At 43.2% G+C, this 24,057-nt stretch carries 19 protein-coding genes and 2 pseudogenes; 11 read left to right on the forward strand and 10 right to left on the reverse strand.

The features are described 5' to 3' along the window. Nucleotides 1-2: 2 nt before the first annotated feature. A complete protein-coding gene (gene thrH / locus K7J14_RS15875) occupies nt 3-608 on the reverse strand; it encodes a bifunctional phosphoserine phosphatase/homoserine phosphotransferase ThrH (protein WP_230758743.1) in 606 nt (201 codons plus the stop codon). 106 nt (nt 609-714) lie between these two features. After that, a complete protein-coding gene (locus K7J14_RS15880; protein WP_230758746.1) occupies nt 715-1,314 on the reverse strand; it encodes a nitroreductase family protein in 600 nt (199 codons plus the stop codon). Nucleotides 1,315-1,399: 85 nt separating this feature from the next. Here K7J14_RS15880 and K7J14_RS15885 point away from each other — a divergent pair, with 85 nt between their 5' ends. Continuing rightward, complete coding sequence (locus K7J14_RS15885; protein ID WP_230758749.1) at nt 1,400-2,227, forward strand: DNA/RNA non-specific endonuclease; 828 nt, start codon at nt 1,400-1,402, stop codon at nt 2,225-2,227. Between the two features lie 4 nt (nt 2,228-2,231). Here the strand turns inward: K7J14_RS15885 and K7J14_RS15890 are convergent, their stop codons facing one another. After that, complete coding sequence (locus K7J14_RS15890) at nt 2,232-2,759, reverse strand: DUF1836 domain-containing protein (RefSeq protein ID WP_230758762.1); 528 nt, start codon at nt 2,757-2,759, stop codon at nt 2,232-2,234. 151 nt (nt 2,760-2,910) lie between these two features. On the opposite strand from K7J14_RS15890, the gene arfB reads away from it, so the two are divergent. Further along, nucleotides 2,911-3,327 (forward strand): alternative ribosome rescue aminoacyl-tRNA hydrolase ArfB, encoded by a 417-nt coding sequence (gene arfB, locus K7J14_RS15895; protein ID WP_230758765.1) that lies wholly within the window; start codon nt 2,911-2,913, stop codon nt 3,325-3,327. Between the two features lie 288 nt (nt 3,328-3,615). On the opposite strand, the gene K7J14_RS15900 is transcribed toward arfB, so the two are convergent. The 5 genes and pseudogenes from K7J14_RS15900 to gyrB all read right to left on the reverse strand — a co-directional run bounded on the left by K7J14_RS15900 (nt 3,616) and on the right by gyrB (nt 8,973). Then, complete coding sequence (locus K7J14_RS15900; RefSeq protein WP_230758768.1) at nt 3,616-3,978, reverse strand: type II toxin-antitoxin system VapC family toxin; 363 nt, start codon at nt 3,976-3,978, stop codon at nt 3,616-3,618. Further along, entirely contained in the window at nt 3,975-4,133 is a 159-nt protein-coding gene (locus tag K7J14_RS15905; RefSeq protein ID WP_230758771.1) for a hypothetical protein, read from the reverse strand. Before K7J14_RS15905 ends, K7J14_RS15900 begins: the two co-directional genes overlap by 4 nt. A 42-nt stretch (nt 4,134-4,175) precedes the next feature. Continuing rightward, nucleotides 4,176-4,277 (reverse strand): annotated as a pseudogene (locus K7J14_RS16475) (FitA-like ribbon-helix-helix domain-containing protein); the annotation flags it as partial. A 146-nt stretch (nt 4,278-4,423) separates the two neighbouring features. Then, nucleotides 4,424-7,042 (reverse strand): DNA topoisomerase (ATP-hydrolyzing) subunit A, encoded by a 2,619-nt coding sequence (gene gyrA / locus K7J14_RS15910; RefSeq protein ID WP_230758775.1) that lies wholly within the window; start codon nt 7,040-7,042, stop codon nt 4,424-4,426. Nucleotides 7,043-7,059: 17 nt separating this feature from the next. After that, complete coding sequence (gene gyrB / locus K7J14_RS15915; protein WP_230758778.1) at nt 7,060-8,973, reverse strand: DNA topoisomerase (ATP-hydrolyzing) subunit B; 1,914 nt, start codon at nt 8,971-8,973, stop codon at nt 7,060-7,062. 85 nt (nt 8,974-9,058) lie between these two features. Here gyrB and dnaA point away from each other — a divergent pair. The 7 genes and pseudogenes from dnaA to K7J14_RS15950 all read left to right on the forward strand — a co-directional run bounded on the left by dnaA (nt 9,059) and on the right by K7J14_RS15950 (nt 15,974). After that, nucleotides 9,059-10,464, forward strand: a pseudogene (gene dnaA, locus K7J14_RS15920) (chromosomal replication initiator protein DnaA). A gap of 236 nt (nt 10,465-10,700) precedes the next feature. Further along, entirely contained in the window at nt 10,701-11,804 is a 1,104-nt protein-coding gene (dnaN, locus tag K7J14_RS15925; protein ID WP_230758788.1) for a DNA polymerase III subunit beta, read from the forward strand. 10 nt (nt 11,805-11,814) lie between these two features. Continuing rightward, nucleotides 11,815-12,891 (forward strand): DNA replication/repair protein RecF, encoded by a 1,077-nt coding sequence (recF, locus tag K7J14_RS15930; protein WP_230758791.1) that lies wholly within the window; start codon nt 11,815-11,817, stop codon nt 12,889-12,891. Beyond that, nucleotides 12,881-13,354 carry a DUF721 domain-containing protein gene (locus K7J14_RS15935; RefSeq protein ID WP_230758796.1) on the forward strand — a complete coding sequence of 158 codons (474 nt, stop codon included), beginning with the start codon at nt 12,881-12,883 and terminating at the stop codon, nt 13,352-13,354. Before recF ends, K7J14_RS15935 begins: the two co-directional genes overlap by 11 nt. 51 nt (nt 13,355-13,405) lie before the next feature. Continuing rightward, a complete protein-coding gene (locus tag K7J14_RS15940) occupies nt 13,406-14,698 on the forward strand; it encodes an ISNCY family transposase (RefSeq protein ID WP_230751995.1) in 1,293 nt (430 codons plus the stop codon). A gap of 15 nt (nt 14,699-14,713) precedes the next feature. Continuing rightward, nucleotides 14,714-15,460: a hypothetical protein gene (locus tag K7J14_RS15945; protein ID WP_230751994.1), complete on the forward strand. Its 747-nt coding sequence runs from the start codon at nt 14,714-14,716 to the stop codon at nt 15,458-15,460. 109 nt (nt 15,461-15,569) lie between these two features. Next, nucleotides 15,570-15,974: a YHYH domain-containing protein gene (locus K7J14_RS15950; RefSeq protein WP_230751993.1), complete on the forward strand. Its 405-nt coding sequence runs from the start codon at nt 15,570-15,572 to the stop codon at nt 15,972-15,974. A 594-nt stretch (nt 15,975-16,568) separates the two neighbouring features. Here the strand turns inward: K7J14_RS15950 and K7J14_RS15955 are convergent. Next, entirely contained in the window at nt 16,569-17,276 is a 708-nt protein-coding gene (locus K7J14_RS15955; RefSeq protein WP_230751992.1) for a PilZ domain-containing protein, read from the reverse strand. After that, nucleotides 17,254-17,700 carry a hypothetical protein gene (locus K7J14_RS15960; RefSeq protein WP_230751991.1) on the reverse strand — a complete coding sequence of 149 codons (447 nt, stop codon included), beginning with the start codon at nt 17,698-17,700 and terminating at the stop codon, nt 17,254-17,256. Before K7J14_RS15960 ends, K7J14_RS15955 begins: the two co-directional genes overlap by 23 nt. A gap of 173 nt (nt 17,701-17,873) precedes the next feature. Between K7J14_RS15960 and K7J14_RS15965 the strand changes: the two genes are divergently transcribed. Together K7J14_RS15965 and K7J14_RS15970 are read left to right on the forward strand one after the other, a co-directional pair. After that, complete coding sequence (locus tag K7J14_RS15965; protein ID WP_230751990.1) at nt 17,874-18,692, forward strand: ArdC-like ssDNA-binding domain-containing protein; 819 nt, start codon at nt 17,874-17,876, stop codon at nt 18,690-18,692. A 104-nt stretch (nt 18,693-18,796) separates the two neighbouring features. Next, entirely contained in the window at nt 18,797-24,046 is a 5,250-nt protein-coding gene (locus K7J14_RS15970; protein ID WP_230751989.1) for a MuF-C-terminal domain-containing protein, read from the forward strand. Nucleotides 24,047-24,057: the final 11 nt, after the last annotated feature.

Genomic DNA, 24,057 nt, shown 5'->3' on the forward strand with positions numbered 1-24,057 from the left:
AATCAGCTCTTTAAGAAACCTGAAACATGATTCAGCAGCTCGCTGTATTCTTCATAGGCGGGAACGGCGGGGTATTGAGAACGTATGCTTGAGGGGGAACGGAACAGGGCTCCGCTATCCGCGGCAAAGATCATCCCCAGATCGTTATACGAATCGCCCGACGCCAACACCTTCATGTTGATCGATTGAAAGGCCTGCACCGCCTTCTTTTTGCCGTCGCTCTGTCGCAGCCTGTATCCCTGGACAAAACCGTCATCGGATATATCAAGCTCATTGCAGAAAAGAGTCGGAAATTTCAGTTTTTTCATTAAGGGCTGGGCGAACTGGGTAAAGGTATCCGAAAGAATAACAACCTGCGTTTTTTCCCTCAACTCGTCCATGAACTCTTTCGCCCCCGGCAAGGGATCCATTTTTCCAATGACATTTTGAATATCGCCCAGTTTCAAGCCCTTGCGTTCAAGTATGTCGATGCGATACTTCATCAGCTTATCGTAGTCGGGTTCGTCCCGTGTTGTTATCCGCAATTCATCGATTCCGGTCGCCGCGGCAAATTCAATCCAAATTTCGGGAACCAATACGCCTTCCAGGTCAAGACACACAACATGCATAGGACTCTCCTCGCAGGAAGAGTAGCAAAAAAAGCCCTTCGCCTCAACAGCGTCATCCGCAAGCGAAGCATCCCGATATCCAGGACGCCTCGCTGACCAGATGCGCTTATTTAAACGTCAGCACTCTGCCTTCCAAGGGAGTAAAGGTTTTTTCTCCCGCGGGCGCTTCTACGGAGCCAAAGGGCATTTGAGCCAACAACTTCCACGAGGCCGGAACATTCCACTCTTTGCGAACGAAATCGTCGACCAGCGGATTATAATGCTGGAGCGACGCGCCCAGACCCAAGTCCTCAAGCATCGTCCACACGGCAAACTGGAGCATTCCTGAAGACTGCAGCGACCATACGGGGAAGTTATCCTGGTATAAGGGATACGATGTCATGAGAGACTCCACGACTTCCTGATCCTCGAAAAACAGAATAGTGCCTAGTCCCGCCGCGAAGCTCTGCAGCTTAGCCTCGGTCTGTCCGAACGATTCAGGCGGAACAATCTTCTTCAATACATCTCCGACAGCCTTCCAAAAAGAGTCGCTCTGTTTACCCCACAAAACGACTATCCGAGCCGACTGCGAATTAAAGGCAGAAGGAACATGCAGAATGCTTTCATGTACCGCTTTCTCCACTTCGCCCTGTGTTACCGCATCCATGCGTCCCAACGCGTAAATGCTTCTTCTGTTTTTCACTGCTTCTATAAATGAACGAGCCATAACGACCTCCTGAATTCTATTACTTGAAATGTAATTATTAACTAACAACGAGTACAGAAAAATCACCTGTGCTATACTCGTTTTCATGCTTGATCCATTGCTGATCCCCGGAACCATCTGCTCGCTATTCATTGCTTTTTTCACGCCCCAGAATAAAACCTTCCCCTTTCCCGAATCCATCGTATCCTCGGATTCTCTTGCACGCCCGTCTCAAACAGAAAACATCCCCGAATATACGAAATCAGGGTTTATTGTCGGTTGGAATGCAGAAACCAAGCAACCTGCGTGGATCGCGTACGAATTAACCCTGGAAGAAGTCTACGGATCGCAGGCGAAGCGCGAATCGGCATTCAAAGCCGACGCAGAGATAGTAACCGGCACTGCTAGTAATGAAGACTACTATAAATCAGGTTACGATCGCGGCCACCTTGCGCCGGCGGCGGATATGAAAGCTTCTCCGGAAGCGATGAAAGATTCTTTTTTATACAGCAACATCAGTCCCCAGGAACCTTCTTTTAACAGAGGAATCTGGGCCGATCTGGAAGCCATGACGCGCTATTGGGCTGTACTGGACCAATCGCTGTTAATCGCCGTAGGGCCGGTTTTTCTTTCACACGAGAGAAGAACTATCGGCCCGAATGCGATATCGGTCCCCGACGCCTTCTATCGCGTGATCGCCGATTGGTCCCTGCCCCAAAGAAAGGCGATCGCCTTTCTTATCCCGAACAAAAAACAGACAGACTCGGTATTCGCTTTCTCGACGACCGTCGATGAAATTGAAGACCTAACAGGACTCGACTTCTTCTCGTCTCTTCCTGATTTCATAGAAAACGAAATAGAGGGCGAATTAGATCCGGATCTATGGCCGGAAGAAGAATTTTCGCTTAATCGGCATCCGTATCCGGAACGGTAAACGATTACGCCCCGCCCTCGATGAGGAGAACCGCAAGCGATTGAAACAGCCGGGCCGCTCCCGCAAATTCCAGGGCCGCCTTCGCCCGCTCCTCGGCAGAATCCAAATCCACACCCTCGCAACGCGACGCCGCGGTTCGGCATAGCTCGATCATCTGCGTCATCATTCCTGATACGACGGAATCATACCAGACATCGCTTTCGGAAACTGTATCAAGGGAGTCGATCGCGGCGGAGATATCGCCAACGGATAATACCTGCTTCAGCATCCGGAATATCGAAAGAGCCGCAAGATGATGCGTACCGTATCTCCTGTTAATGGGCGGCTTGATCAGTTTGTCCTTAACGTAATTATTTACCATATTCGAGGTAAGAAGGTCGCCGCTCGCACCGATCGGCTCAAAAGGCGTTGAGCGCCCGTTAATCCAACCTAAAAGCTGCTCCATATACAAAGTCATTTCAGGAAAAGAGTCTGAACGATCCGGCAGGAAACTCTCGACTCTCCGCAAGTAGTCGGCTACATCAGATTTCATCAGGATCTCCTTATCAAGGCACATCATAAAGTTATACTTACCAGATTATATTGTACCGCAAACAAGAAGATAAGAAAACTACCGACGCAGCGATACAATGCCTTGCTTCTGAGTGATTGACCACCATTGAGGAAAACAGGAGAATCATGCCATGAACATTCAACTTCTCCACGAATCAATACTCAGCAACGCTCGCTTTTCGTTCAGCAAATCAGGAGGTCCAGGAGGACAAAACGTCAATAAGGTAAACTCAAAAGCCAGCTTGGAGATTCCCATAAGTCTTCTTCTTGGCCTAAGCGAAGAAGAACGTTCTCGCATAGAAAACAAGCTTAAACACAGAATTTCCTCAGAAGACTGCTTATTCTTGAGCATAGACGAGGACCGAAGCCAGCTTATTAACAGAGAAAGAGCTTTAGCACGCGCCGAAGAATTACTTGTCCAGGCAGCGCATATTCCGAAAAAGAGAAAAGCCACGAAACCGACCAGGGGATCAGTCCTCGACCGTCTTAAAACTAAAAAGCAAAAGGGTTCTATTAAGGACCTCCGTAGAAAGCCTATCACTGACTAAAGTCCTTTTGTTCCACGTGAAACATTTAGATTCGCGTTCATAAGGCGCATTAAATCGTGCCAAATGTTCCACGTGAAACAAACAACCTTTATAACCCTGCTATTAACAATCCGCTACTATTATTTGTTCCACGTGAAACAAATAAAAGATCTTTGCTGGGATTTATTAACAGGAAATTCTGTTTACAACAGATATCATTGAAAAAAGCCGTAGACACAAAAAAAGCTGCCGGATTTCTCCGGCAGCCGCATGATGGACTTCTGTCTTCCCCAAAACAGAAAAAATGAATTATGTAAAACAATACCTTTTGCCCATAGTTGTCATTAGCTTCGCTCCGTGCGTTTTAGAAAGGGCATACACAGTTAGATCCTCGGTCGATATGGTTTTGCCCTTTTTCTGTAAAACATGTCGGACATCGGCCATAAGCTTCAGCGTTGCAAGCTCTGGAAAGAGCACGCGAACAGTAAGAAGAAACTGATCAATAAGAAGACTGTTTCCTTCGACATCGGAAGATCTTTTTGCGTGTCTATACAGTTCTTCAACAGTGATAGAAGCTATGCATACTTCTTTAATGCTACCCTTTAGAATATCCTCAGGAGTTATTTTTCCAAAAAAAAGGGATAAGCAAATATCGGTATCCAATAAAATCATGACAGTCCTTCTCTATTGCGTATCTGTTCGGTAATAACCTGCGATACGGATCTTTCATCGACCCAGGCCCCGAACAGATTTTTCCACAACAGCGCCCGAACTTCCGGAGAGCTTACCTTCTTGGCGCCGGTCTCGGCTTCGGCGAATTCTTGCATAGCCTTTTCCTCCACCAACGCGCAAAGGCCTGCTTCAAGAGTTATCAATAATTCGCTGTTCAAGCTTCGCCGTTCTTTGGCCGCAAGAATTCTAATTTTTTTGAGGATTTCAGTTGGAATATTTCGTACTGTGATATTAACCATTTTATAACCGTTATCGTTATAATACAGTTACTTCTACTGAGCGGTCAATCGAAGAAGGATAAAAAAAAACCGTTTGACAGATCCGGTTGCTACCGGCCTGTCAAACGGTCCTCCTTTATTTAAACGGTCCTTTCTAAACCGTTTACTTACTCTTCGTTTGAATCCTCTGAGGATTCAGCGTCGGCGTCCTGAACTTCATCATCGGATTCAGAATCGTCTTGAGCATCGCTTACAGTAAGCGCGACATCGTCCGATCCGTCAAGATCCAGTTCGCCGGCGATTTGAATCTCGCCTGACGATTCTTTATCCGCGTTCTGTTCGGTATCTCCCGTAGCGACGGTATCGATGCCGATCAAGGTGTCGGGCCGTTCGATATTCAAAATGCGAACGCCCTGAGCCGCTCTACCCATAAGACCGATAGTAGAAGCCTTCACGCGCAGCGTCTTTCCCTGACCGGTAATGCACACCACTTCGTCGATATCGCATACGGTGATCAGGCCGACGATTTCCCCGGTTTTCTCGGAGATCGTATAAATCTTCTGGCCGCCGGTCGCTCGTCCGTGCGGAGAGAATTCAGAGAACTTAACGCGCTTGCCGTATCCGCATTCAGACATCACAAGCATGCACCGTTCGTTATCGACGCGAAGCGCGCCGGCCAGCTCGTCGCCTCCCGAGAGGCGGATCCCGGTAACTCCGCGTGACGCGCGTCCGAGAACCCGAAGATCCGTTTCATTGATGCGGAGCGCCTGGCCCTGGCGGGTGATAAGCATCACCTCGTCTGAACCGCTGGTCAAAATCGCGCTCACCAGGCGATCGCCTTCGTCGAGCTTTATAGCAATGATTCCGCGCGTTTTTGCGTTCTGGAAGTCGCTTGTCTTAACCTTCTTGGCGACTCCGCTCGCGGTAGCCATTAACAGATACTCGGTATCGCTGAAATCCTTCAGGGTTACTACTCCGGTGATTTCTTCATCGGACGTTACCGTCAGCAGCGATTTGATATGGGTGCCGCGGCTGGTTCTGCTGGCTTCCGGTATTTCATGAATCTTCAACCAATAGGCCTTTCCTATACTGGTTATGAAAACTACATGATCGTGTGTTGATGCAGTGAAAATCTGGTTAACGAAATCATCTTCGGCAAGCTTGGCGCTGTTAGATCCCTTTCCTCCCCTGTTCTGGCTTTTATAGGAAGAAGCAGGCACGCGCTTGATATATCCGAGATTGGAGATGAGAAGAACCATCTCTTCGTTCTGGATCAGATCCTCGATGTTGATCTCTTCGACTTCGTCGGCGACGATATCGGTTCTGCGCTTGTCTCCGTACTTTTCCGCCAACAGCTGGGCTTCGGATTTAATCAGGGCCATGAGCTTTGCGGGGCTGGCGAGGAGTTCTTTGTAATACTCGATAAGGGCTTCGATTTCCTTCAATTCCTGCTCGAGTTTTTCAATTTCGAGGCTGGTAAGCTTTCCAAGCCGCATATCGACGATGGCTTGAGACTGGGGATCCGAAAACTGGAAGCGCTCCATAAGAGCGGCTTTCGCCGTATCGATGTTTCGCGACTTTTTGATTATTGCGATGACTTCGTCGATATTGTTGAGTGCGATGACGAGTCCGCGCAATATATGCGCCCGCTCTTCGGCTTTTTTCAGATCATAGCGGGTTCGCCTGGTTACTACGTCGACCCGGTGCTCGACATAGTATTTAATCATCTGCTTGAGCGTAAGCGTTTCCGGCCGGCCCTTAACCAGGGCGAGATTTATTACGCCGAAGGACGACTGCAGCGACGTATGGGAGAAAAGCTGATTTAAGACAACCTTGGCGATTGAACCGCGCTTCAGTTCAATGACGATGCGCATTCCGTCGCGGTCGGATTCGTCCCTGATTTCGGAAATTCCGTCGATAACCTTATCCCGGACAAGCTCCGCGATGCGGGTTATCAAGGTAGCCTTATTAACCGCATACGGGATTTCGGTAAAAATGATGGTTTCTTTTCCGCGCTTGTCCACTTCGAGGGTAAAGCGTCCGCGGACAATGATTTTGCCCCGGCCGGTTTTATACGCCTGGCGGATTCCCTTCTTGCCGAAAATGAGTCCGCCGGTCGGAAAATCGGGGCCCTTCATATGCTTCATCAAATCTTCGATCGTGCATTCGGGGTTGTCTATGTATTCGGAAACGGCGCCGATGATTTCATTCAAATTGTGAGGAGGCATGTTCGTCGCCATGCCGACGGCGATTCCGCTCGCTCCGTTCGCCAAAAGAAACGGAAAAGCTCCGGGGAGAACCAAGGGCTCCTTCATCGAGTCGTCGTAGTTCGGACCGAAATCGACGGTTTCTTTTTTAATATCTTCTATTATAGCTTCTGCTACTTTCGCAAGGCGGCTTTCGGTATAACGCATAGCCGCGGGAGGATCGCCGTCGACGGAACCGAAGTTTCCCTGTCCCTGTATAACCGGATATCGCAGCGAAAAATCCTGGGCGAGACGCACCAAGGCGTCGTAAATAGACTGATCTCCGTGAGGATGGTATTTACCCAGAACATCTCCGACGATGCGTCCGCACTTCTTAAAAGGAGTGTTGGCGCGAATACCCATTTCTTCCATTGAATACAAAATTCTGCGATGCACGGGCTTTAAACCGTCGCGTACATCGGGCAACGCTCTGCTGACGATGACTGACATCGCGTAATTAAGGTATGCGGTCTTTACTTCATCCTCAATGGAAATAGATATAAGTTTACCACCGGGAAGAGGCGTGTTTGTATCACTCATGGAAATTCAACTCCTCGTTATACGTCCAGGTTCGAAACGTATACAGCATTTTCTTCAATAAATTTACGACGCGGTTCAACCTGGTCTCCCATCAATGTAGACAGGGTTCTGTCCGCCTCAACCGCGTCGTTAAGGGTTACTCTCATCATCATGCGGGATTCCGGATTCATGGTTGTTTCCCATAGCTGATCCGGATTCATCTCGCCGAGTCCCTTATATCGCTGGATATTTATCTTTTCAGGATCTTTATCGATGGTCTTCATGATCTTTTCTTTTTCAGCATCGTCGTATGCGTACTGAACTTTCTTATCCCAGCTTATCTTGTACAGAGGAGGCATGGCGAGATACACATAGCCGTCCTTAACCAGATCAAACATATATCTATAGAAGAAAGTCAATAAAAGCGTGCGGATGTGCGATCCGTCGACGTCGGCGTCGGCCATGATGATGATCTTGTGGTATCGAAGCTTTTCGGTATTGAACGTTTCTCCGATTCCCGCCCCGAGACTTGCGATAACCGGTTGCAGCTTATCGTTACCGATAACCTTGTCGATGCGGGTTTTCTCGACATTGAGCATCTTGCCCCACAAGGGAAGAATGGCCTGAAAGCGGCGGTTTCTGCCCATTTTTGCCGATCCGCCTGCAGAGTCTCCCTCTACGATGTAAATTTCGCACTGGCTGGGATCTTTCTCGGAACAGTCAGCCAGCTTTCCCGGCAAACCGGTCGAATCAAGAGCGCTTTTCCTTCGGGTTGCGTCTCGAGCCTGCCGGGCCGCAATGCGCGCCTTGGCGGCCAATACGCTTTTTTCAAGAATTTTATTGATAACATCGGGATTCTGCTCAAGATATAAAGTGAGCTGATCGTTTACAAAGCTTTCGACTATGCCGCGCACTTCGGAGTTACCGAGCTTCGTCTTTGTCTGTCCTTCGAATTGAGGTTCGGGAACCTTTACGGAAAGAACAGCGGTCAAACCTTCGCGTACGTCTTCTCCGGAAAGAGTTTCTTCCATCTTCTTCATCAATTTGGAGTTCTTCAGGAACTCGTTCAGAACCCTGGTAAGAGCGCTCCTGAATCCGACGAGGTGCGTTCCGCCCTCGCGGGTATTGATGTCGTTAACGAAGCTGAACATGATTTCACTGTAGGAGTCGTTATACTGAAGAGCGATTTCTACGATGATATCGTCTCTTTCTCCCGAAATATACACCGGCTCGTGATGCAGGACATTCTTGCTTTCATTAAGGTAGCTGACGAAAGAGCGTATGCCGCCTTCAAAGCTGAAAACAACCTCTTTCGGAGTCGTAAGGCGCTCGTCTCGCAATACGATTTTAATGCCGCTGTTCAAAAAGGCAAGTTCGCGGATGCGGTTGGCGAGGACATCGAAATTATACGTGGTTGTTTCTGTGAAAACAGTCGGATCGGCCTGCCAGCGGATCGTCGTTCCGCGTTTATCGGTTTCGCCCAATTGTTTAACCGGGGCGATTGTATTTCCTGTTTCAAACTTGATGTAATGATCGAATCCATCGCGGGATACGAAGGCTTCCATCCATGTCGACAACGCGTTTACGACGGAAACGCCTACTCCGTGAAGTCCTCCGGAAACCTTATACGAACCCTTGTCGAATTTACCGCCCGCGTGAAGCCTGGTAAGAACCAACTCAAGCGCGCTGACTCCTTCCGCAGGATGAATATCGACAGGAATTCCGCGTCCGTTGTCTTCGACTCTGACAATATCGTTTTTTTCGAGAACCACAAGTATCGTATCGCAATGTCCGGCCATGGCCTCGTCGATGCAGTTATCGACTACCTCGTACACGAGGTGATGAAGTCCGTCGGGACCGGTTGAGCCGATATACATGCCGGGGCGCTTTCGTACAGCTTCAAGACCCTTTAATACTGTTATATTATTGGCTGAATAGGAAGGAGAAGTCATTCTGTATCCTTATATGGTAGAAACAATTAATCGTTATAATACCGTCATTGTCAAAAAAAGTAAAGAAGGAGTATAATGCCCCACTATGGGTAGCTGGGATTATAGTATATTTTGGAAAGAAGCATTGAATCAATTCAAATCCGAATTGACGGAACAAGAATTCAGCATGTGGTTTAATATTGAATACGAGACTTCGGGAGAATCATCCCTTCTCGTATCGGTCCCCTCTGCCTTTTACAGAGATCAAGTAAAGCAAAGATATCAAAACCGGATCGAAGCCAAACTTTTTGAACTATCGGGACAGCACATCGATGTAGAATTCGAGGTTAAGCCGCGCAAAAGAGAAGAATCTCCCGCAGCGAACAAACCTGTGCAAAGAAACGAATCGACGTTTGAAGTACAGCGCTCAACGTATTCTCAGCCCCACAGGGCGGCGCCTGTTCAGGAAGCTCCAAGGGAAACACACCCTCAGCTCAGGAAGGATTATACCTTCGACAGCTTCGTAATAGGCGAAAACAATTCCTTCGCCGCGAACGCGGCTATAGCCATCGCAAAAAACCCGGGAACCTTATACAACCCCTGTCTTATTTACGGCGGAGTTGGTTTGGGTAAAACGCATCTTATGCAGGCGATAGGAAATATGGCCTGGAAAGAAAGAGACTGTAAAATCATTTATATCACCGCAGAAAATTTCACCAATGAGTTCGTTGAATCGATAAAAAACAATAAAACGCAGGATTTCAAGAATAAGTATCGTAAGACTGACATGCTGTTAATCGACGATATTCACTTTCTGCAAAAGAAAAACGAAACGCAGGAAGAGCTTTTTCATACATTCAACGCCTTATACGACGCAAGCAAACAGATTATATTCACCTGCGACCGCCCGGTTTCCGAACTCAAGAATCTGTCGGAACGATTGAGATCTCGATTTGAACGCGGTTTGAATGTAGATCTGCTTCCTCCAAACTATGAAACCCGCTGCGCGATTCTCGCTAAGAAAATCGAAGCACGCGGAACTTTGATTCCTTCGGAAGTCATCAATTTGGTCGCCAAAAACATATCATCCAACGTCCGCGATCTGGAAGCGTCCTTGACCAAATTGATTGCGTACGCTGAGTTGACCAAAAAACCCGTCACTCTTGAATCCGCCCAACAGCAATTAAGAGACTCGTTCGGCGCCCCAAAACAGAATAATGTAACGATTGATACCATTCAAAAAGTAGTAGCTGAATACTTTTCCCTGTCTTCGACAGATATAAAGGGGAAAAAAAGAACAAAAGCGGTTTCGTTTCCCCGCCAGCTTGCTATGTATATTGCCAGGGAGATAACCGAATATTCCACAACTGAGCTTGGCATGGAATTCGGAGGAAGAGACCATACCACTGTAATGCACGGCTGCCAAAAATCGAAGAAAGATTGAAAGCAGAGCCTTCTTTAGAAACCACGATCAATAAATTGAATAAAATGATCAAGGATTATAACAGCTGAGATTATTGTTTTTTTCTTGTGTATTTTATGCTACTATGTTGTGAAAAGATCGTGTACAACCGACGATCCTGTTGATTTGTGGATAACTATGCAACTGTAAGGCTTGCCTTTAAATGAATAACAAATGCTTATATCAAAACGAGATAAGCCTCTTATTAAGAATTTAACAGGCATTACTACTATTACTATTATTATTTATATATATGTATATATAGAGAACGATATTCGGAGGAATTATGAAATTTAGCTTTGACAGGGATTCATTATTAAAGGAAATAGTAATTGCTCAAGAAATTATCGCGACTAAAAACGCTATATCGATATTATCAAATGTGTTGTTGGAAGCACAAAACGGATCTCTCATAATCAGGGCGACTGATATTAAAGTTCATTTTGAAACTCGAATTCCCGTGGATGTCCAGGAAGCCGGTTCAACTACGGTATTCTGCGACAAATTCATGAGCATTCTTTCATCTCTTCCTTCCGGCGAAATCGAATTTGAACAAAACGACATCAAGATCAACATCAAGCCCGTCACCAAAAAAGCTAAATTTCAATTAAAAAGCATAACAAGCGATAAGTTTCCTGAAACGACTTCTTCCGAAGGAATCAGTTTTTTCGACGTTCCGGTGAAAGAATTCAAGGAAATGATAAATCAAACGGTTTTTTCCGTTTCTGACGATGAAACGCGTTATTTCATGAACGGCGTTTTCATGGAAAAGAAAAACGATGAACTGTTGTTAGTAGCTACTGACGGACGCCGTCTGGCATATATTTCCAAGAACTTCGGATTTTCGCTGCCTGATTTCAAGGGAATCATTATTCCTCCGAAAATCTTATCGATCATCAATAAGCGCGCTACCGACGAAGGTCCGATAGCCATCGGCGTAGGTGAAAAGAATATTTTCTTCCGGTTTGCTAATTACGAATTTTCTTCCGTTCTCATAGAGGGACAGTTTCCCAACTATAACAGGGTAATTCCTGAATCCCAATCCAGTTCATTCAGCGTCGACAGCAAGGATTTATTGGAAGCGTTGAAACGTGTCGCTTTGCTTGTTGAGCAGAAATCCAGAAGAATCTATCTCAACGTCGGACCGGGAACTCTAACAATCAGTTCGCAGGAAACAGAAATCGGAACCGCCCGCGAAGAAATTCCCTGCAGATACGACGGAGAAGAACTGACTATAGCGTTGAATTATTTATATGTTGAAGAGCCGGTCAAAGTTATCGGAACGGAACGGGTAACCTTCGAGTTTACCGAAGCTATGAAGGCCATAACGATTAAAGCCGATCCGGATAAAGACTTTTTCCATATCGTTATGCCGATGCAGATGGAATAGCAGATTACAAGTGCCCTTTCTTTCTGTTAGTTATACGTCCTTTCGAAATATTGCCGATACAACAATAGACCTCCTTTCGAAGGAGGTCTATTTTATTGGCGATAACGGACAGGGTAAAAGCAATATTCTCGAAAGCTTGTACATGGCATCGTATGGATCATCCTTTAGAACGAGGGACGATAGCGAAATTGTTAGAACAGGCAATTCCCAGTATGGAATACGCGCGATTTTTCGGGATCAAAAAGAACGGACGAATACGATTCATGTATCATGGAAAGACGGAAAAAAAAGAATTGAAAAAAACGCAAAACAGATAATAGACCGTAAAGAACTGGTAGATACCGTTCCCTGCGTGCTTTTTTGCCACGACGATCTGGATTTTGCCATCGGCACGCCGGAACGCAAGAGGTTTTTCATAGACCAGTCTTTGTCGATGTACGACAGTTCTTATATCGACATACATCGGCAATACAAAAAAATACTGAAAAGCAGAAACTGTCTGTTGAAAGATAAAAAAGCCGATTTGCTTGACGTTTTGGATGTTCAGCTGGCTCAAACCGGATTGCAGGTGATTCAAAAACGGCGAAAAACAATAGCCAATTTCAACCAGGTTTTTGCTCGACTATATCAGGAAGTGTCGGGAATTTCCGGAGTGCATATCGAGTATTCTCCGTCCTGGAAAAGCGAAGACGAACATTCGATTGTTCAACAGCTCATTGAAAGACGGGAACAGGATTTGTTGATAAATACGACATTAACCGGCCCTCATCGGGACAGAATTCGATATGTGATAGGAAAAACGCCGTATGTGCCGACAGCTTCTACCGGACAGAGAAGGCTTTTATCGTTGATTTTAAGAACGGCTCAGGCTCAGTTCTATACGGAGCTTACGGGACGCCTTCCGGTTTTACTGATGGACGATGTCATGCTTGAATTGGATCCGGACAAACGGCAGCGATTTACTTCCGTGCTTCCGGAATACGATCAATTGTTTTGCACATTTTTGCCGGGAGAGCCGTATGAGCGGTATAAACGTTCGACAACTCGCGTATTCGATGTGAGCGGAGGAGAATTTAATGTGCGCTGACTATAGAAAGGCCGCTGATCTGGTTTCCGCCCTTTTCGACGGCATGATGAATAAAGAAATGAATCAATCCATGTCCTTTATCAGAGGATGGAAAAGCGTTGTCGGTGATAAACTGGCGGCACATAGTAAAATAATCGATTTGGACAGAGGTTCCATCATTGTTGAAGTCGATCATCCGGGATGGAGCCAACAGATATTGCTTCAAAAAAAGAGGATTGTTTCTTCTCTTTCACGCAGTTTTCCGGAACTGCAGATACAGAATATACAAATCAGGGTATTGTCGGAATGCAGTACGCCCTATGTAAAAGAAGCGACGCCAATAGGCGAAGGATTGCATCGGAATAGCGAAGAGGAAACCGATGTATCGGTAAACGCCGAACTACCCGATGAACTTCAGGATCTTTTTTCCAAATTGAAAGAGAGCATACGCAAAGGGAAGCCGAAGTCTGTCAAGCACTTTTGATAATTTACCAATAACTAATAAAGATTCTTTTTACTAGTTATTGTAAATTATATGAAATTCTTGAAAAGAGGTAAAGTTATGGAAAATGAATTACAAAAAACCTTTGAACGAGCGTATTTCATCAAGGGTGCATGCGAAGGAATGTTTACTGTTTCTGAATGCGCTGATCGTTTGAAAATTACTCAACAACGGGTTAAACAGCTAAAACGAGCCTATAGAACGATCGGCGCAGCAGCTTTTATTCATGGGAACAAAGGACGAGCGCCTGCATCAAAAATCCCTGAGGAAATTAAAAAACGAATAGTCGAGTTAAAACAGTCTGATGCATACCGAACAACAAATTTTGTTCACTTTAGAGAATTATTAGCGGAATATGAAGGAATTCGTTATAGCAAAACAACAATAACGAATATTTTAAAAAATGCAGGTATAAAAAGTCCGAAACGACGGCGGCCAAGGAAATTAAAGCAACCGCATCCTCCAAGACCACGAAGAGAGTGTTTTGGAGAATTGCTTCAAGCAGATGCAAGTCCTTATGATTGGCTTAATACTGGAGAAAAGTATTCGCTCCACGGATATCAAGATGATGCAACAGGAAAAATCACTGGATTATACTTGTGCAAAAATGAATGTCTTCTAGGATATCTTGAAGTAACACGTCAAACACTTGAAAACCATGGAATACCTTTAAATATTTACCCGGATCGTGTAGGTGTGTTCTTTGTAAATCGAAAAGATAGGGACAAAATAAGTATAGAGGAACAATTAAAAGGGAAATCTGAAGCAAAAACACAAATGGGAGAAATTCTTGAAGAATTAGATATTTCCTTATTTCCAGCGGGATCACCCGAAGCTAAAGGAAGAATTGAGCGATTATGGCAAACACTTCAAGGGCGTTTACCGACAGAATTTCGAATACGAGGAATTAAGACAATTGAAGAAGCAAATTCTTTCTTAACACAGGTATATATAGAACAATTTAATAAACAATTTTCTGTTCCTCCTGCAAAAGATGATAGCCGATTTGTACCTTTGGAAGACACCACATTCCTGGATACGCTTTTAACAGCACGAGTTATTCGGAAAACCAATAGCCAGGGAGTGTTCTCATTCGAGAACTTTAAGTTCGTTATCGATGCACCGGAATGTCGAAACAAGCAAATTACAATTGTAATGAGCGAAAAAATTGGAATAAAAGCTATGTGCGGTAAATCGTTTTATGATATTCGTTTCTGCGATTTTTATGACAATCGTCATTTATATACTCATATGCCAGAAGTCACTCAAATTCTTATAGATAAATACCTCCGAGTAAATGCGAAAAAGGATAGCAAGGTGAGTTAACGTAAGGAGACGGCCATGGCAGAAGAAATAAAATGCCTCTTTGACCCGATTCAGCAAGCCCGTGAATATGTATGGGATGCCTGGGACTCAATAAAAACTGAAGAAAAAAAAACTATGGCGTTAAGAGCGCTTCAACTCGATCCCTTATGTTGTGATGCATACAATATCCTTGCCTTGTATGCAAAAAGTAATAAGAAACGTTTAGAATTTTATAAAAAAGGGTTGGAGAGTTTTCTTGAACGTACAAATCAAACCGAGTTTGATGAATACATAGGGAATTTCTGGAGCATACAATTCCGCCCATATCTTCGTAGTATATATGGATATGGAACAGCATTGTGGGATGAGAATCTAACCACTGATGCAATATCACAGTTTCAATATTTGCTCACACTTGATGAAACGGATCACATGGAGGCACGCGTAAAACTGATGTACTGGTTTGCGAGTAGCAAGCAATATATGGAAGCGACAGAAGAATTGTTGTTTTTTCCTAAGAACTCATATCACTATATTTTTGGAAAGCTATTTATAGAACTTCAAATAAACAATAATTATTCTGGGGTAATTAAAGCATATGAAAGGGCAACTGAAACCAATCACATCATAATCGATTTAATAACAGGAAAAATGAAAGAACCAGAGCAGTATCCAGAATCCTACAAACAAGGAAGCAAAGAGCAAGCTCTCTGTTACTATCACCAAATTAGTTCTGAATGGAAGGATTCACGAAAAAAATTACGTGCCGTAGTCATGAAATAGCTTCACATGAAGCTATTTTGGCTGTTAAGAACATAAATTATTTTATAATAGATTTGTTCAATATTTGAATAGATAATAAAGAATCTTTTGCTTGTTAAGGAAGGAACTTATGAAAAAGTCTTTAATGGTTTTATTATTTCTGAGTGTATGTGCAACACTAACATTTGGTCATAGTGGGAGAACTGATGCGAATGGAGGACACTATAACAGAAAGACAGGAACCTACCATTATCATAATGGTGGCAAATCCAGTACTCCCTCGGAAAAGGCAAAAACTTCAGAAACACCGAAAACGACAATATCCTCGTCCGACGTAGGAAGCAAGGTTCATGTTATTCAAGATGCTAATTTACGAACAGGTCCAGGGTCAACGTTTGAAATACTAAAAGTGATAAAAAAAGATTCCTATGTAACGATATTAAGTGTTGAAGGAAATTGGGCAAATGTTGAGTCGGAAGAGTTATTTGCTGGCACTGCGTGGATTTCAACTTCATTACTAAGAACGGAAAAATAGAATCATATATTTCTTTTGCAACAGGTGTTTATAACACCTGTTGCCCTGCTGCTTAATCTTCTATACAAAAAAATCATAGTAGCATGCGAGATACTATCCACAATCGTCCGGCTCTTTAATGGCCTCCCTCATGTGGATAGTATCTAGAGCAAAAATTAAGTTCCGCGACAGACAAGAAAGAATTAGCCTCACATGAAGCTATTTTCCCAAATTCGAGGTTATCAAGCTACTAATTAAATTAGCTTCACATGAAGCTAATTCTCATCAATGAAGAAGATGTGGGCTTGTCAATGATATCCTACTGGCCCGCATACAGGGCAAGATAAAGGGCGTGGTACAAGGCGGGTTAATTCTTTGTTATATATAGATATATCTGTACCACATAGATTCATTAGTACCACACTTGCGATATATTTCCTTGTATGGTATGGACTTATTTGTACCACACACCAGAAAAGTTATGATTAGAGAGAGCTAGACAAGTTTAGAAGAAAAAAAAGCCCTGAACCAGAGTGTTCAGGGCTTAATCGGTCTCAGTTAATTAGCTTCATGTGAAGCTAATTTATGGCTTGAGAGAATTAGCTTCACATGAAGCTAATTCTCGATAGATTGTTTTTGAAAGTAGTCGGCAAGACGTGAGCGAAGTACTAAATCGATTGGTTCAAAAAAACGTACCGCAATATCAACACAAGAAGTTCCGGCAATATCAATTATCTGTTTTCGCAATACGACAGCGCGAAGGGTTGCAATTTCACTGGGAGACGTAAATGGAATTTTAAGTACTAGCTTGTCGTCGCCTTCGATCAAGTTGTTTTCAATGCATAGCAATCGTGCTCCTGAAAAAGAAATATTCTGTATAGAACAATCCAATTTTGTTTCATGAAAAAAGACTTCAGTCGCCATTGGATTCATGCGAAGCGCATCTATATTCTTCTTAGATGCGCTCACGCGTACATCGGCGCGCAACCGCTGAACGTGTGTAATATCGAGAAGGGTCATCCATGTATCATGCAAAGGCGGCTCGATTGTGTCCGGTGAATAAGAAAAGGTGAATATCCAATGTCTTGTTTTTGTTTGCATAGTCGTTTCATATGATACCGGAAGTGAAAATGAATCCAATCTGGTTGTAATCTTCACGAAGGTGGGATCAATGAATTGATCTGGCTTTTCTTTTGAAATGAACGAGATATGAGATTTTGAAAAAGCAAATACAACGGAAGGTTGTATTGTGTTCGTACTATGAATTGATACACTTGCAATATCAAGACGAGATATAACATCAGGTGTGAGTAAAACATCCATGAGAAAGACTCCTTTGAAGTAATGAATCAATCGCTTCATACGATAGCTTGCCTTTTGTGAGCAAGTGTATTCCAAGTCGTGTATAAAACGAATCAGATAATGAATATGTATAATCAGGATAGTGTTCCCGAAGATATGAGACTGCGCGTTTTGTTTTATCAACCCGAGAGGCATACTGCTTAAATAGTATCGATACTGGCATGGATAAGCCAGGTAAAGAGCTTTTCCCAGTTTCAGAATTTCTTACACAATATACTCTTCGATGAGCAGGGAATGTGTAATACAGAAATAACACAGCATGAGGGGGATAGAGTAATTCAACACCGTTTGGTTTTTCAATCATGGTGTCCTCATGACCATCAGCATAGAGAGTATAAAAATGAGGTGCATTCAATATCTCAACACTCAGAATTCTATTGTTCATATAAATCACTATACAGCGAATAACAAAAAGTGCAATACAATGACATTGACGCATACAAGTGGTTGTTGTTATACTAACTACAAGCTGAACTCAACGACAGAATCAATCACTCGTTTTTTCTTACGAAACATTATTCGTGAGCATTGATTGATTTCCTCATCAGAGAGGTGTCTATGAGTATCAGAGAACGGCAGATCACTGACGAACTGTTCTATAAAAAATTTGAACGAACTTATCAAAATCTTACATTAACCGGAAAAGCACCATGGCTCAAAGAAGGAAAGATTGAACGTGATATAGCGTACAATCCAACTTCCGGAGTTATATTTAAAGGCGTTAATGCACTCATGCTCGAAATGAGTGCTGCTGAGCAAGGCTTCAAAGAATCCAGATGGTTATCAGAAAGCGAAGTCAATAATCTGAAATTACGTGTTCGCCCAGGAATGGAACCAACACCCATTGCCTATGTAAACCGTTACGCTCATGCAACTGATGTACATCCTTCAACTGGAAAAGCATTCGACGAAAAACATCCGAAACAGAAATACTACTACATGTACAATATTGAACAACTGAAAGAGTATTCTTTAATACGAGAATCAGGCTTAACACTTGATCGAGCACTGGTTCAAGAAAAGATTAAAACAGTTGTAGAGAATACCAAGACAAATCGGTTTCCCGAAATACTTGATAAGGTAAGTAGTAGTGCAGAACAGAAGATAACGGATGAAAAAGCACGGCTTATCGCTCAAGAACTTTCACGTTATCGTATGACTCAAGAATTCAAAGGAAATTTTATTCCACAGGCTCCACTACTTGCCATGAAGGATGCTTCAATTAAAACACACGGAGCTACACTTCTTACAACCTTATATCACGCAGAAGTTGCAAAAGATCGTTTTATCTCCCGAGGTATGAATCTTGAAAATGATAAAGTGCGAACAGTCGCACGAACTAGACAACAAGAACATCAACAAGGGCTTTCACTGTAAGAAATGTAACAATTTAAATAATTAGCTTCATATGAAGCTAATTATTTTTTTATCCCACCTGAGCAATCATTCTTTTAACAACTGTTCGATGGAGCAAAAATACAATGAGCGATTCTGACTTTAGACAAGCTTCAAGCAATACTTATAAATATATCCCTTCAGTCGGAGCTGATGGTTTTATTGATTACACGGGAGTAGAACCGGATAAAGTTTACCTTGCAAACCGGAAAACAATACTGGAAGAAGAATACCCTTCCTATCTTCCACCAGTACACATACGAAGAAATACCAACTATGACATTCCTGCGTACAAGGTACGTGATAATGTGTATTTACTTCGTGAATCCGATGAATTACGGCGTGATGAGAATGGCAAACTCCATAATCCACGTATCTATAAAGTCTCGCTTGATGTATATGCCGCCTTGGTCAATTATCATCTTGAGTTTGACCGTGCCGCCTTCGTAGCAGTCGCAAAGCTAAACGAAGAGTCACGTGCAAAAGCGTTAAAAGAGGGAATAAATGAATACCCTGCAATAAGAGAAAAAGATATACCAATAATCCCTGGTAGATTTGATGCACGTTCAATAAGTAACACGTACACCCATAGATACCCGCATATAGAACATAAACCATCCAGGGTTTCCTTAAAGAGCACTAAAAGCGGACGAATGGGGGTAGAAGCCTTTTATTTCATTCAAGACATGAATAACGCGTATGGAGGAACATTAAATCGGGGCGGCATATTTAGAATGCACCGTGAATGCCTTGATGATGTTAACCAGAAAATACTCGATATGGAGCTACAGAAGGCCGACTGGGAATCGACCTGGACTAAGGGTCGGGAAACCTCGTATGGGGATACAAATCTTGATGATTCGTTGCTGCAAACGTATGGCATACGGGTTAAACGACAGAACGGTGAGAATATATCCAAAAAGGAGATTGAGGAGCTAAAAATAGCTCTTGATCGAGTTCATTCAGTATTTGGAAATATCTCTGATGTTTCACAAGCATGGGGGCTAAAAGTAAGCCATGCAGGAAACACAAAGATGCACGCTTCAAAGTATATCGGTCTTTTTACCCCGTACTATCGGGCAATCGGTATTTCCTTTGCTGGAGGTGAAGCCGAAGCAAGCCTGACGGCAATTCACGAATATGCGCACTTTATGGATCATTTGTCCGGCAAAGAACTAAATGCATGGCACGCTTCCGATATTCCAGGAACTCTTGAAAACCAAATTGCGGTGGAATTCCGTGGACAGATGATAGATGTAAAAGGCGCATATTGGAGCAGAACGTGTGAGTGTTTTGCCCGTGCGATAGAAGAGTATGCACAGATCACGCATATTCGTGAACAAGAGGTGGTTGACAACTTTTCGATAGACTCTATAAACAAAATCAATGAAAAAATAGCGAAGCCCGGTAGTGTGAAATATCTTCCTTTCAAAGAAAATATAGAACCTTTGGTTAATAGACTTTTAGAGCAGTATAGAGAGCGTTATACAAGTAAACAGCAAGAGGTGAGTAAGTCCGGTCTTGTTCTGGAAAATACTACGAGCAAAGCTATTCCTGCTATTCCTCAGGAAGTCACTATCGAAGAGCTTCAAAAAGAGATCTATAGCCTGGCCGTGGAAAAAAACAGACTTGAGAAAGAAGCGAGAAGTATAACTGAAAAAATAAATGAAGAACGCAGAATTCTTTTCGAGCAGGAATTGAAAAGAATCAGTACAGAAATAGGAGCCATTGATAGGAAGCTATTATTGCAAAGTGAATCAGGCGGTGCTGAAGAACTAGCACGCAACCTCGAAGGACAAAAAAAGGAACTTGCTGAAAGATACAATGCCGTTCGATATGATTTTACTCCAGAAAGCGAAAGCCTAAGAGCGTATCGTGAAAAGGAAACGCAACTACATTCAAGCCTACAAGAAATCGATAAAGAAGGTATGCGACTTACCCTCAAGTTGATGGAACTTGAGAAGAAGGAAGAGGAAAGAAAAAAGGAAGAAAAGGAACATTCTCTACTGACGGGTACGTTTACTCAGCTAGAGTTATTTGAAAAGGCGGCAGAATATAGTGCGCAAGAGAGGGAAGAAGGGAGAAGTGTTACTGAAATAATCGAAGGAGATCCCACGATAACGAGGGAGCATATTCGAGAGGTAAAGGCAGCGCAAAGAAAATATACCAAGGGGATTCTCAAGGGAACAAAAAGCGGATTATGGACAGCCTTTAGAGATTTCAAAAAGCACGGTATTTTTGATATTCAAGGCGCTCAGGTGGCAACCGGTCAAGATGGAAAAATTACCCGTGAAGGATGGGAGCAACTTCACCAAGCATTACATATTTATCGCGATAAACGATTTGAAACATTCCGTGTGCTTTTCGTCACCCCTGATGGGGTTATCACTGACCAGTTAGCGATTTCCAGCTATTTACCCACAAAAGTGGCTCTTTTTTCACTCACTAGTGAACTGGGAGAGCACGTTAAAGACTATGCTGTACGAACAAATACTAAAATTGTATTTGTCCATAATCATCCTTCAGGGAATGTGTCTCAAACACCACAAGATGAAGCAATCACCAAAGACCTTGAATCAACATTGATCGGGACAGATGGGCGGCCTCTTTTACTTGGTCATATTATTCTTGACCATGATTCTTTTGGATTATACGAATCGAATACCTGGGATACCATTCATGTTAAGACTCAGGGGCGTGATCCACTACTAAAAACACGATTACCGGAGTTTACTCAAGAGAAAATCATTAATCCGATGGTATTGCGCGATATAGCCGAAAAAATCAATGAAAATGATAGATGGAATAATACGGACTGGGTTCCTGTAGCATTTACCAGTGCCGATGCTCGAATTGGAGGCATACGGTATTACTCAAAAGAATGGTTTGAAACCGTCTCTTCCAATGACATGGCGAGACAATTTCAGACTATAAGCGTTCAAACAGGTGCACTATGGGCATTTCCAATTCTTTCAGATGAACTTGCTCAGGACACCCTTTTATGCACTGCTATCAAAGAGCACATGAAAGAAGGGTGTTTCATGGACTTCTATATTGCCGGAGCCACATCAGAAGAATTTGACCTCCATCATTATAGAGGCTCTTATTTCTCGTTTATGTCACAAGCAGAGGTAAAGGAGCGAACAACGACCGATGCGACTTTCGCGCTTGAAGGACTAACTGTAATTACACAAACAACGGATGAGTCTGTAGCATCAAAAGTTTTGGAAGAATATAACGGAAAAGAACGTAATGAGAACCTCTTCCGAACGGACATTACCGCTGGACTTTTTGCAGCTCTTGAGGGTATCTCACGAGCGGATATAGGTAAACCAAATGTGTTTATCACTATCACAGAAAAGACACCTTTCGCCCTTACAGTAAATGGGTTACCTGACACAAAAATAGCTATGTACCGCGATAAAATTGCACGTGCGTTGTATCTGGAGCCGGTACAGCCTGGCCAACGGTTCCAACATGGGCATTCCGATGGACTGGATAAAAATATCATTAAGAGGGTCTTCAAGGAGCTTGCAAACCCATATTACGTGTTTGCGTCGAGAGATGGAGCTTCACTGGTGGGGGTGTATGACATTCAAGATAAAAACGGCGAGCCCGTTATTATTTCATTCCGACATAAAAATGCAGACCACCAAGTAGAGGCAAACTGGATCACTTCGCTCTATGGGAAAAATGAAGCGGGAATTGAACGATGGGCACAGGATGGTCTTTTACGATATGTAAACGACAAAGAAAAAGCGACTGAATTGACCTTTACGCTCCAAATGCGAGTTAAGTCCAATTCAGTCGCTTACAGTAAAAATATAATACGTAAATCTGAGCTTGTCAACAGTGGTTTTGTACAAGAATCACAACAAGAATATTCAAGAGGAAATGGAGGAAGAACGATGGAAGATAACAGAAAAGAAGCAAATTCATTGGAGTCTTTTGTGTTAACCAATGAGCAGGACAGAAAGCATTTTTATGTAAGCATCGGTATTGACCCTGCTGAACCCTTGTTTCCCGAAGGGAAATCATTACAAGACATTACTTCGGTTATGGCGGGGCCGCTAGCTCATGATGAGTCAGGCTTTGTCAGCCAGAAAGAATATGTATTATCAGCAGATGACGTTTTATATGCAGCATTTGTTTCTGATATAGACCATGAACAGGGTACGCCACTTTCGTCTATACACGGACTTGATAGTTTTCTAGTCAAAAAAAACTTCAGTCTCGATGGTATAGAACAAGGAAATTACTTATTCAATAAAGCGCTCGCTGAAAGAGAGAGATACCTCGAAATACAGAAAGACCTGAAAAACCCTCAACAGACTGAAGTTAAAGAAGCGATAGAAGAACCTAAAAAGTCGTATAATCAGCTACACACAGAACGGATTCTTGCTTCGCTTAAGTCAAGTTCCGCCCCCTTCCTTGGTCAACCGGCTAAGAATGCTTCCATAACACTTGTACCACAAGCAATCCGTTCTGCAGAAACAGGAAGAGCGTTTCGTGGAATGAATCAAATCATTGCGCAAATTATGACACAGGAAGCAGGAGGAAAAGACTACGAGCTTATTACCTACGAACAGGCAAAACGGCATGGGGCAGGTATTAAGAAAGGTTCTGTAGGGATAAATCTTACAACATTTGATGTTGCAACCAAACATCAGAATGTCTATCGCTATTATCCTAAATCGTCTGTATATAATCAGGAAAAACTTCCAAAATTACCAGAACAGAACAAGAATCCTGAAATTATTGTCGAGTGTAATGAAACAACACCAGATAAATATCTTGGTAAGTATCTAGCGGCAACATCTCTCGGTGCTCGATTTGAAACTACGAAAGACACGATGGAGGCATTTCAGAAGAACCTTGAGGAAGATCTCAAACGATCTTATGATGAGAAGTGTTATACCAGAATTTTCGAGCTTGGGAATAAAGCGAGCGTGATTTGTCAAAATACCATGAGTGAAATTGGACAACAAGCACGTGACGGAGAAAAAATCAGGCAAAAGGTGAGTGAAAGCAGATCTAGATATGAGCCATACAACCCGGTTACAGGGGAGAAGTTTGTTGGTTTGGCCGCAAAAAAAGCTCAGCATGTTATGGGGATGAGCAATTCTCATGATCCACGATTCTTAGAGCTTTCCGATATATTGAAGGCCGGATTAAAACTAAAAGAGGCTGTAAAAGAGCCCTTGGTTATCTCTGATAATGGTAAGTCACGATTTTTCTATAATGCGAAAGATGTTGAAGGGGTACCACCTATCAAGATTAAGACAATTAGCCTGAGTCAACAACGAAGTAAAACCGATGCGGAGCTGCAATTATGAGAAACAGACCT

Source organism: Teretinema zuelzerae, from assembly GCF_021021555.1.
Classification (GTDB): Bacteria; Spirochaetota; Spirochaetia; order Treponematales; family Treponemataceae; genus Teretinema; species Teretinema zuelzerae.

Coding starts and splice junctions, on each gene's coding strand:
- gyrA (WP_230758775.1), bottom strand. CDS start 7,042: ATGAGTGATACAAACACGCCTCTTCCCGGTGGTAAACTTATATCTATT.
- K7J14_RS15940 (WP_230751995.1), top strand. CDS start 13,406: ATGAAATTCTTGAAAAGAGGTAAAGTTATGGAAAATGAATTACAAAAA.
- K7J14_RS15970 (WP_230751989.1), top strand. CDS start 18,797: ATGAGCGATTCTGACTTTAGACAAGCTTCAAGCAATACTTATAAATAT.
- K7J14_RS15880 (WP_230758746.1), bottom strand. CDS start 1,314: ATGGCTCGTTCATTTATAGAAGCAGTGAAAAACAGAAGAAGCATTTAC.
- K7J14_RS15955 (WP_230751992.1), bottom strand. CDS start 17,276: ATGGATGTTTTACTCACACCTGATGTTATATCTCGTCTTGATATTGCA.
- arfB (WP_230758765.1), top strand. CDS start 2,911: ATGAACATTCAACTTCTCCACGAATCAATACTCAGCAACGCTCGCTTT.
- K7J14_RS15905 (WP_230758771.1), bottom strand. CDS start 4,133: ATGCAAGAATTCGCCGAAGCCGAGACCGGCGCCAAGAAGGTAAGCTCT.
- K7J14_RS15885 (WP_230758749.1), top strand. CDS start 1,400: ATGCTTGATCCATTGCTGATCCCCGGAACCATCTGCTCGCTATTCATT.
- dnaN (WP_230758788.1), top strand. CDS start 10,701: ATGAAATTTAGCTTTGACAGGGATTCATTATTAAAGGAAATAGTAATT.
- K7J14_RS15950 (WP_230751993.1), top strand. CDS start 15,570: ATGAAAAAGTCTTTAATGGTTTTATTATTTCTGAGTGTATGTGCAACA.
- K7J14_RS15960 (WP_230751991.1), bottom strand. CDS start 17,700: ATGAACAATAGAATTCTGAGTGTTGAGATATTGAATGCACCTCATTTT.
- K7J14_RS15900 (WP_230758768.1), bottom strand. CDS start 3,978: ATGATTTTATTGGATACCGATATTTGCTTATCCCTTTTTTTTGGAAAA.
- thrH (WP_230758743.1), bottom strand. CDS start 608: ATGCATGTTGTGTGTCTTGACCTGGAAGGCGTATTGGTTCCCGAAATT.
- K7J14_RS15935 (WP_230758796.1), top strand. CDS start 12,881: ATGTGCGCTGACTATAGAAAGGCCGCTGATCTGGTTTCCGCCCTTTTC.
- K7J14_RS15945 (WP_230751994.1), top strand. CDS start 14,714: ATGGCAGAAGAAATAAAATGCCTCTTTGACCCGATTCAGCAAGCCCGT.
- gyrB (WP_230758778.1), bottom strand. CDS start 8,973: ATGACTTCTCCTTCCTATTCAGCCAATAATATAACAGTATTAAAGGGT.
- K7J14_RS15890 (WP_230758762.1), bottom strand. CDS start 2,759: ATGAAATCTGATGTAGCCGACTACTTGCGGAGAGTCGAGAGTTTCCTG.
- K7J14_RS15965 (WP_230751990.1), top strand. CDS start 17,874: ATGAGTATCAGAGAACGGCAGATCACTGACGAACTGTTCTATAAAAAA.